This is a genomic window from Pedococcus sp., assembly GCF_036554925.1.
Lineage (GTDB): Bacteria > Actinomycetota > Actinomycetes > Actinomycetales > Dermatophilaceae > Pedococcus_A.
Window position 1 is genome coordinate 1 of the sequence record NZ_DATBMI010000110.1, and the last position, 8,985, is coordinate 8,985.

Annotated in this window: 6 protein-coding genes; 3 read left to right on the forward strand and 3 right to left on the reverse strand. The window is 72.8% G+C overall.

Annotated elements, in window-relative coordinates; all coding sequences use genetic code 11:
- From VIB11_RS09190 to VIB11_RS09200, 3 genes are all read left to right on the forward strand, one after another.
- On the forward strand, positions 1-973 hold a 973-nt coding region (locus tag VIB11_RS09190; RefSeq protein WP_332030517.1), incomplete at its 5' end, for an ABC transporter permease.
- Between the two features lie 22 nt (positions 974-995).
- A complete protein-coding gene (locus VIB11_RS09195; RefSeq protein ID WP_332030518.1) occupies positions 996-1,979 on the forward strand; it encodes a CorA family divalent cation transporter in 984 nt (327 codons plus the stop codon).
- A 119-nt stretch (positions 1,980-2,098) separates the two neighbouring features.
- Positions 2,099-5,083, forward strand: coding sequence for a lamin tail domain-containing protein (locus VIB11_RS09200; RefSeq protein WP_332030520.1), 2,985 nt, complete (start codon positions 2,099-2,101; stop codon positions 5,081-5,083).
- A gap of 6 nt (positions 5,084-5,089) precedes the next feature.
- Here VIB11_RS09200 and VIB11_RS09205 read toward each other — a convergent pair whose 3' ends face one another.
- The 3 genes from VIB11_RS09205 to kdpC all read right to left on the reverse strand — a co-directional run.
- Positions 5,090-5,791, reverse strand: coding sequence for a response regulator transcription factor (locus VIB11_RS09205; protein WP_332030522.1), 702 nt, complete (start codon positions 5,789-5,791; stop codon positions 5,090-5,092).
- Complete coding sequence (locus tag VIB11_RS09210; RefSeq protein WP_332030524.1) at positions 5,788-8,385, reverse strand: DUF4118 domain-containing protein; 2,598 nt, start codon at positions 8,383-8,385, stop codon at positions 5,788-5,790. Before VIB11_RS09210 ends, VIB11_RS09205 begins: the two co-directional genes overlap by 4 nt.
- 52 nt (positions 8,386-8,437) lie before the next feature.
- Positions 8,438-8,985 (reverse strand): K(+)-transporting ATPase subunit C (gene kdpC, locus VIB11_RS09215; RefSeq protein ID WP_332030526.1); only part of this gene is annotated, 548 nt, incomplete at its 5' end.

Genomic DNA, 8,985 nt, shown 5'->3' on the forward strand with positions numbered 1-8,985 from the left:
CCTCGACGCCGACGCCACCGTGACGGTGGAGCCGTATGCCGGCCGCGCGGCTGGAGTGGCCGCCCTGCGGCGCGGCGAGGTGTCGGCCGTGGTCGTCGTCCCCGCCGGGTTCGACGCAGCCCTGCGTGCGGGGCGGCGGGTGGACCTGCCGGTCCTCGTCCCGGGATCGGCCGAGGGCAGCCAGGCGGCCCTCACGGGTCTCGGCTCGGTGGTGGCCCAGCACGCTGCCACGGTCCAGGCGGCGCTCTTCGCCACCGGGACGGCCGGCCGGGAGTTCGACGAGAACCTCCGCGCGGCGGCCCGGCTCCAGCAGGACGTGGCGGCCGTCCCGGTCCGAACCGTGGTCGTCGACAGCGCCAGCAACTACCTGCCGCTCGGCTTCAGCTACAGCGCCCCGACCATGCTGGTGCTCTTCGTGTTCATCAACGCCGTGGCAGGCGGCGCTGCGATGATCCAGACCCGCAGGTACGGCATCTTCGCCCGGGCCCTGGCCGCGCCCACCCGCCCACGCGACCTGGTCCTCGGCGAGGCCCTGTGCTACCTCGCGCTGACCCTCGGGCAGGCCCTGCTCATCGTCACGGTCGGCGCCGTCCTGTTCGGCGTGAGCTGGGGCAACCCGCTCGCCGCGGTTGCCCTGGTCCTGGTGTGGGCGGCCGTCGGCACCGGAGCGGGCATGGTGGCGGGCACGTTCTTCCGCACGCCCGAGCAGGCGGGGGCGATCGGGCCCGCCATCGGTATCGCCTTCGGGATGCTCGGAGGCTGCATGTGGCCGCTCGAGATCGTGCCCGAGGGGGTCGCCCGGCTGGGCCACCTGACCCCGCACGCGTGGGCGGTCGACGCCTGGGTCGAAGTGCTGTCGCGGGGCGGAGGGCTGCCCGAGGTCGCCGGCTACCTCGCGATCCTGTCGCTCTACGCCGCAGCGCTGCTCGCCCTCGCCTCCCTGCGCCTGCGACGATCGCTCGTCACGCCCTGAGTCCCCGTGCCACGCTGGGCCCATGCGGGTCTCCCTCGTGCGCCCGGACGGGATCACCGACCATGCGCCCGCGGAGCTCGAGTCGCTGCTGCGGCGCGGGGACGGCTTCGTGTGGGTGGACCTGCCCGAGGTGGACGAGGAGGCCGAGGCCGTCCTGTCCGGTGTCTTCCATGCCCACCCGATGGTCGTGCGCGCCTGCCGGGAGCGCACCTTCGTGCCGACCGTGCACGCGTACGACGAGCACGTCTTCATCGTGGTCCACGCGCCCCTGGCCGGTGAGCGTGGCCACGTCCACAGCCTCGAGCTCGACCAGCTCGTGGGCGTGGAGTACCTCGTGACGGTCCACGGGCCACGCAACCCCGTCGTCGCCCTCGAGGAGACGACCACCGAGACCGAGCAGGTCCGCGAGCGCATCGCCGCTGGCCGCTTCCACCCCGCGGACCCGGCCGAGCTGTCGTACGCCGTCGTGTCCGCGGTGGCCCGCCGCCAGGGTGCAGCGGTGCGAGCGGTGGCGAACCGGCTCCCCGCCCTCGAGCTCCGCGTCATGAACTCCGACTTCCAGCGGCCCGAGGAGCTGCTCGAGGAGCTGTTCCTCCTGCGCCACGAGCTGCTCGTCGCGCGCACCATGGCCGCACAGTGCCACGACATCTACGCCCGTCTGGCCAACCTGGACCGGGTCACGACCGAGCAGACGCGTCGGCTCGCAGCGGACCTGCGCGAGCAGTTCGAGCGGACCCGCAGCGTGGCCGACGGCGAGAGCCAGTTCCTCTTCGGCGTGATCGAGCTGTACCAGACACGGGTCACCACCAAGATGACGCTCGCCATGGAGCGGCTCGCAGTCATCGCCGCCATCACGCTGCCGGTGACCGCGATCGCGTCGGTGTACGGCATGAACGTCATCGTCAACGACCGCACCCACGTGGGCCAGCTGGTCGTCGTCGTGGTCGTCATGCTCGGCATCAGCCTGTGGCTCCTCCGCTGGGCACGGCGCCAGGGCTGGTGGTGAGACGGGCTGGTGGTGGGGGCCGGTGCGCCGTTCGACGTAGGTCCGCCTACGTTGCGCAACGCTGTCTGACGGACCCGCCCGTCGTGAGACTTCACCCACGATCACGAGGGGGCTGCACCATGACCACACCTGCCACGCGCCGGGTCGCCGGCCTGTGCGCCGCAGTGACGGTGCTCGCCGGGCTCGCCGTCGCAGCACCGGGGGCCGCGGTCGCCGCGCCCACCGACGTCGTGATCTCGGAGCTGATGTACCACGCGGTCGACCCGGACCCGCTGGAGTTCATCGAGCTGGCCAACCGTGGCAGCGACCCGGTCGACCTCTCGGGCTGGTCGTTCTCCGCCGGCATCACGCTGACCGCACCGTTCCCCTCCGGCACCGTCCTGCCGCCCGGCGGCCGCATCGTGGGCACCGGCGACCCGGCGGGCTTCTCGGCCGCCTACGGCTTCCCGGCCGACTTCTCCTACGCCGGGACCTCGCTCTCCAACGGTGGGGAGCAGGTCACCCTCGTCGACGCCTCGGCCGGGGTCGTCGACACCGTGACCTACGACGACGCCGCCCCGTGGCCGGTCAGCCCCGACGGCAGCGGGCCCTCCCTCGAGCTCATCAACCTGGGAGCCGACAACGCGAGCGCGGCCAGCTGGGCGCCGAGCGCCGCCGACCTCGGCACGCCGCGGACGGTCAACTCGGTCGAGCTCAACCCGCCCGCCACGATCACCGGGGTGACCGCCACCCCGCAGCGCCCGGCCCCGGGCCAGTCGGTGACGGTCACCGCCGCCATCACCCCCGGCGCGACCGCGACCCTGACGACCAAGGTGATGTTCGGCGCCGACGCCACCCGGCCGCTGCTCGACGACGCGGCGAGCCCCGGCGGGGCCGGGGACGGCGTGTATGGCGCGACGGTCCCGGGTGTGCCCGCGGGCCAGCTGCTGCGCTACCGCATCGACGTCGTCAACGGGAGCTCCACCGCCTCCTACCCGGCGCAGGGCGACTCGCGGCGCTATGACGGCGTCGTGGCGACCGACCCCGAGCAGGACGCCGCGAAGTACCCCGTGCTCGAGTGGTTCATGGCCGACGCCGACTACGCCGACCTGCTGGCCAACCACCGCTGCGACGGCGTGGACGCCCCCGCCGTGGTCGCCTGGAAGGGCAAGGTCTTCGACGGTGCGCTGATGCACGTGCGAGGGCAGAGCAGCTGCACCGACGCGAAGGTCAAGTGGGACGTCACCCTCCCCAAGGGCCACCTCGTCGACCTCGGAGCGCCCTACGCCTACCCGATGGACGAGTTCGCGCTCAACAGCAAGAACGCCCCTGTCCCCGGCCTGGGCTGGTCCATGGTCGAGGACGCGGGCAACGCCCCGCTGCGCTACTCGATGGTCCGCACCCACCGCAACGGCGACTTCTACAGCGTGGCCGAGCTGCTCGAGAAGTACGACAACGTCTGGCGCGCCCAGCGCGGCTACGACGACTGGGCGATCTACAAGGTCGACGCCGGCGGCCTGCGCACCTACGCCACCCCGGCCGAGCTGGAGGCGTCCCTCGACCTCGACAAGAAGAACGGCGAGGGCGACTACACCGACGCGTGGGAGCTGACCCAGTGGCTGAACAAGCCCGACTCGCCTGCCAAGCGGGCGTGGCTCTACGAGCACGTCGATGTCAGCCAGATGGTCAACTTCATGGCCCTCGTCGTCTCCATGCGCCAGTGGGACGTGGGCGGCAAGAACTTCTACGTCGTCCGCGACGAGCAGGGCGACGGCCGGTGGCGGCTGCTCCACTGGGACCTCGACGGCATCTTCTCCGGGGGCCGCGACGGCAAGGGTGACCTCGTCACCCCGACGACGAGCTTCAACAAGCTCTTCGCCTCGCTGCTGGCCGTGCCCGAGATCAAGGCCATGCACTTCCGGCGGGTCCGCACCCTGCACGACCGGTTCCTCGTCGGCAACGGCCTGCTCGCGACGTTCGACGCGTGGACGACGTGCTGCGCCACCGACATCGCCCTCGACCGCCAGCGCTGGAGCACGCCCAGCCTGGCCAACAGCCGGCAGAAGGTCGTCGACGGTGTGCAGGAGCGGCGCAACCAGGTCGCGGCGCACACGAAGCCCGGTGAGATCCCGGTGTCGCAGAGCGCCGCGCCGCAGGTCGTCATCAACGAGGTGCAGTACGCCCCGGGCGACCCCGCCGCCGAGTACGTCGAGCTGGTCAACCCCTCCACGACCGAGTCGGTCGACCTCTCCGACTGGGTGCTGGAGGGCGTCGGCACCTACTCGATCCCGCCCGGCACGGTCCTCCTCCCCGGAGCCCACGCGGTGTTCGTCAAGGACGACCCGGCGTTCCGCGCGGCCTACGGTCCCGCGACGTGGGTGGCCGGGCGCTACCCGGGCACCCTCGACGACGCCGGTGGCACCCTGCGGCTTCGCCAGGGCACCCGCGTGGTCGACGAGGTGACGTATGCCGCGGCGGCGCCCTGGCCGGCGCTCACCGGTGGCGCGTCGCTGGAGCTGCGCGACCCGGCGCTCGACAACGCCGACCCCGCCAGCTGGGGCGCCAGCACCGGCACCGGCACCCCGGCGGCGAGGAACAGCGTCGCCGGTGGCGGTGGCGGCGGTGGCGGCTCCACGGTGCTGCCCTTCGGCTCCACGTGGCGCTACCTCGCCACGGGCGGTGACCAGGGCACGGCCTGGCGGGCCGCGGCATACGACGACTCGGCGTGGGCCACGGGGGTCGGTGACCTCGGCTTCAGGAACAAGAACGCCACCACCATCCCTGCGACCAACGGCCGCAACACCTACTACTTCCGCACCACGTTCACGGTGCCCTCCGGGGCCCCGGTGACCGCGGTGACCCTCGACCTGCTGCGCGACGACGGCGCGGTGGTCTACCTCAACGGTGTCGAGGTGGCGCGCTCCAACATGCCGAGCGGTGCCGTCACGTTCACCACCAAGGCCTCGACGTCCCTGGGCGGGGCCGACGAGACCACACCTGTGACGCTCGCCCTGCCGGCCGGCTCGGTCGTCACCGGGGCGAACTCACTGGCCATCGAGGTCCACCAGCGGGGCAACAGCCCGGGCGACCTCACCCTCGACGCCCGGGTGGGCATCACCCGGTGAGGCGCATCAGGGGCGGGAGTCCGGATCGTCGCCGACGAGCCGGTAGCCCTGTCCCGGGTCGGTGAGGAGGTAGCGCGGCCGGGTGGGGTCGGGCTCGAGCTTGCGCCGCAGCTGGTTGGCGTAGACGCGCAGGTAGTTCGACTCGCGGCCGTACCCTGGCCCCCACACCTCCCGCAGCAGCTCACGCTGGGAGACGAGGTGCCCGGGTCGGCGGGCGAGCACCGACAGGAGCCGCCACTCGGTCGGCGTCAGCCGGGTCTCGGTGCCCTCGATGACAGCCCGGCGCTCGGCGAAGTCGAGCCGGAAGCGACCGGTCTCGAAGGGCCTCTGCTCGGGACTGTCGGCATCGCGGTTGCGGCGCAGGGCCACCCGCACCCGGGCCAGCAGCTCCTCCATGCCGAAGGGCTTCGTGACGTAGTCGTCCGCACCCACGTCGAGCGCCTCGACCTTGTCCACGGACTCGCTGCGCGCCGACAGGACGATCACCGGCACCTCCGACACCTCCCGGACCCGGCGCAGCACCTCCACCCCGTCGAGGTCGGGCAGGCCGAGGTCGAGGACGATGAGGTCGGGCTCCCGCTCGTGGAAGGCCTGCAGGGCGGAGCGGCCGTCCTGGGCGGTCTCGACCTGGTAGTCGCGGGCGCGCAGGTTGATGGCGAGCGTGCGGACGAGGTGTGGCTCGTCGTCGACCACGAGGACAGTGCTCACGGAGCGATCCTGTCAGCTGTCGGGGTGGCGGTGGTCGGCTCGGTGACGCGCGCCTGCTGGCCGGCTGCAGCCCGGCGCGTCGCAGCCGGGCCGGGCGTGCGTGCCGCACGCCGCAGGTCGATGACGATCGTCAGGCCCCCGCCGGGAGTGTCCTCGGCCGCGATGGTGCCGCTCATGGCCTCGACGAGCCCCTTGGCCACCGCCAGCCCGAGCCCGACGCCCGTGCCCTTGGGTGCGTCGCCGTACCGCTGGAAGGGAGCGAAGATGAACTCCTTGGCGGTGTCGGGCACCCCAGCGCCACGGTCGACGACCCGCACCTGCACGGTGTCCTGCGTCGCCGCTGCGCGCACGAGCACCTCCTGCCGGCCCGGCGAGTGGCGCAGGGCGTTCTCGAGGACGTTCGCGAGCACCCGGTCCAGCAGCCCCGGGTCGGCCTCCACCGGGGGGACGCCGTCCTCGATGCGGACCCGGACCCTGTCCCCCTCGGCGAGCGAGTCGACGGCGATGCCCACGGCGTCCGCGAGGTCGACGGGATCGCGGCGGGCGGCCACCGAGCCGCTCTGCAGCCGTGACATGTCCAGCAGGTTGGCGACGAGGCCGGTGAGACGGTCGGCGGACTCCTCGATGGTCTCGAGCAGGCTCGCCTCGTCCTCCGGGGAGAACGCGACGTCGTGCTGCCGGAGGCTGGAGACCGCCGCCTTGATCCCTGCGAGCGGCGTACGCAGGTCGTGGGACACCGCAGCGAGCAGGGCTGTGCGGGCGCGGTTGTCCTTGGCCAGGGCGGCTGCCCGGCTCGCCTGCTCCTCCAGCTCGTCGCGATGCAGGATCACCGCCGCCCGCGCGGCGAACGCCGACACCAGGCGGCGGTCCTCACCGCTGATGACCCGCCCCACGAGCACCATGGTGTGGTCGTCGTCGATCGCCGCGCGCACGGACGCGGCAGCGATGGAGTCGACCTCGAAGCCGTCCGTCGCGGCGACCACCACCCACGGGTCGCGCACGCTGGCTCGCCGGGCCACGGCGGCGCTGTCCATGGCGAAGAACTCGACCACCTGGCGCAGCAGGGCCGGCAGCTGGTCCCGCTCGGCCAGCAGCGTCTCCGCCGACTCCGCCAGCGCGGCCGCCTCGCGCTGGGCCGCCCGGGCGGCCGCGGCACGTCGGTCGCTGAGGTGGACCACCGACGACACGGCCAGCGCGACGAGGACGTAGACCAGCAGCACGACGAGGTTCTGCGGGTCCGAGATCGTGAAGGTGTAGAGCGGCGGCGTGAAGAACCAGTTCAGGGCGAGGCTGCCGAGCACCGCGGCGACGAGGGCCGGACCGATGCCGCCGGCCAGAGCCGACAGGACCGTGAGCAGGAGGAAGAGCAGCACGTCGAGCGGCAGGTCGTGCAGGTCTCGCGACCAGTGCAGCACGACGGTCAGGACTGCGACGCCGACCGTTGCCAGGAGCCAGCCGACGACGCTGCGCCGTCGGCCGACCGTGGGGCCGACCGACAACCGGGGCCGGGTGCTGCGCGTGAGCTCGTGCGACACCAGGTGGACGTCGATGTCACCGGAGTCGTCGACGACCCGTTGCCCCACCCCCGGCGAGAGGATCGCCTGCCACCGTCGGCGCCGCGAGGCGCCGATGACGATCTGGCGCGCGTTGACGCCCCGTGCGAAGTCGAGCAGCGCCGCGGCGGGGTCGTCGCCCTTGACGGTGTGGAAGCTGCCGCCGAGCTCGGCGGTGAGCTGGCGCAGCTCGCCGAGACCCTCGAGGCTCGCGTCCACCAACCCGTCCGGCGGGGTGACGTAGACCGCCAGCATCTCCCCGCCCGCACCGCGGGAGGCGATCTGCGCGGCGCGACGCAGCAGCGTCCGCCCCTCGGGACCGCCGGTGAGCGCCACCACGACCCGCTCGCGGGTGGGCCACTGCTCGGTGATGTCGTGGTCGGCGCGGTACCGGTCCAGCCCCTCCTCGACACGGTCTGCCACCCACAGCAGGGACAGCTCGCGCAGCGCGGAGAGGTTGCCCTCGCGGAAGTAGTTCGCCAGTGCGGCGTCGACCTTCTCGGCCGCGTACACGTTGCCGTGCGCGAGTCGCCGCCGCAGGGCGTGGGGCGACATGTCGACCAGCTCGATCTGGTCGGCCTCGCGGACCACCTCGTCGGGCACGGTCTCCTGCTGCCGCACCCCGGTGATCGCCTCGACCACGTCGTTGAGCGACTCGAGGTGCTGGATGTTGACGGTCGAGATGACGTTGATGCCCGCGTCGAGGAGCTCGTGGACGTCCTCCCACCGCTTGGTGTGGCGGCTGCCCGGCGCGTTGGTGTGGGCGAGCTCGTCGACGAGCGCGACCTCGGGCCGGCGCGCGAGGAGCGCGTCGACGTCGAGCTCGCGCAGCACCGTGCCCCGATGGGGGACCTCGCGCAGGGGCACCTGCTCGAGGCCCTCCATCAGGGCGGCGGTGTACTTCCGGCCATGCGTCTCGCAGACGCCGATGACGACGTCGGTGCCGCGCTCCTTGCGGCGCCGGGCCTCGGAGAGCATGTCGACGGTCTTCCCGACGCCCGGCGCTGCACCGAGGTAGACGCGGAGCTTTCCCCTGGCCATGGCTGTGATTCTCGCCCCTCGGAGGCTCAGCGGTCGACGCGGGTCGGCCGCGTCACCGGCCGGCCAGGTCCTGGACGGCGAGGTTGAGCTCGAGGACGTTGACCCTGGGCTGACCGAGGAAGCCGAGGACCCGGCCCTGGGTGTGCTTCCGCACGAGGTCCTCGACGGCATCCTCACCGAGGCCGTTCGCGGTGGCGACACGCGGAGCCTGGGCCATCGCGTTCTCCGGCGAGATGTGCGGGTCGAGGCCGCTGGCCGACGCGGTCACGGCGTCGGCGGAGGCGGCAGCGCCCCCGTTCGCCGCGGCATACCCGCTCTGGCGCTCGGCGACGGCCGCCTGCTGGTCCTCGTTGGACGCGTAGAGGTTGCTGCCGCCACTGACACCGCCGGCGTACTCGCTGGCCGAGGGCCGGCTCTGGAAGTGGCGTTCGTCGGTGAAGTTCTGCCCGAGCAGCGAGGACCCGACCACGACACCGCCGCGCTCGATCCGCGAGCCGTCGGCCTGGTCGGACAGCCCGACCCGGCCGATCCCCCAGATGACGGCTGGGTACAGCACGCCGAGGAGCAGGGTCAGGACCAGGAACATCCGCGCGGCGGCGG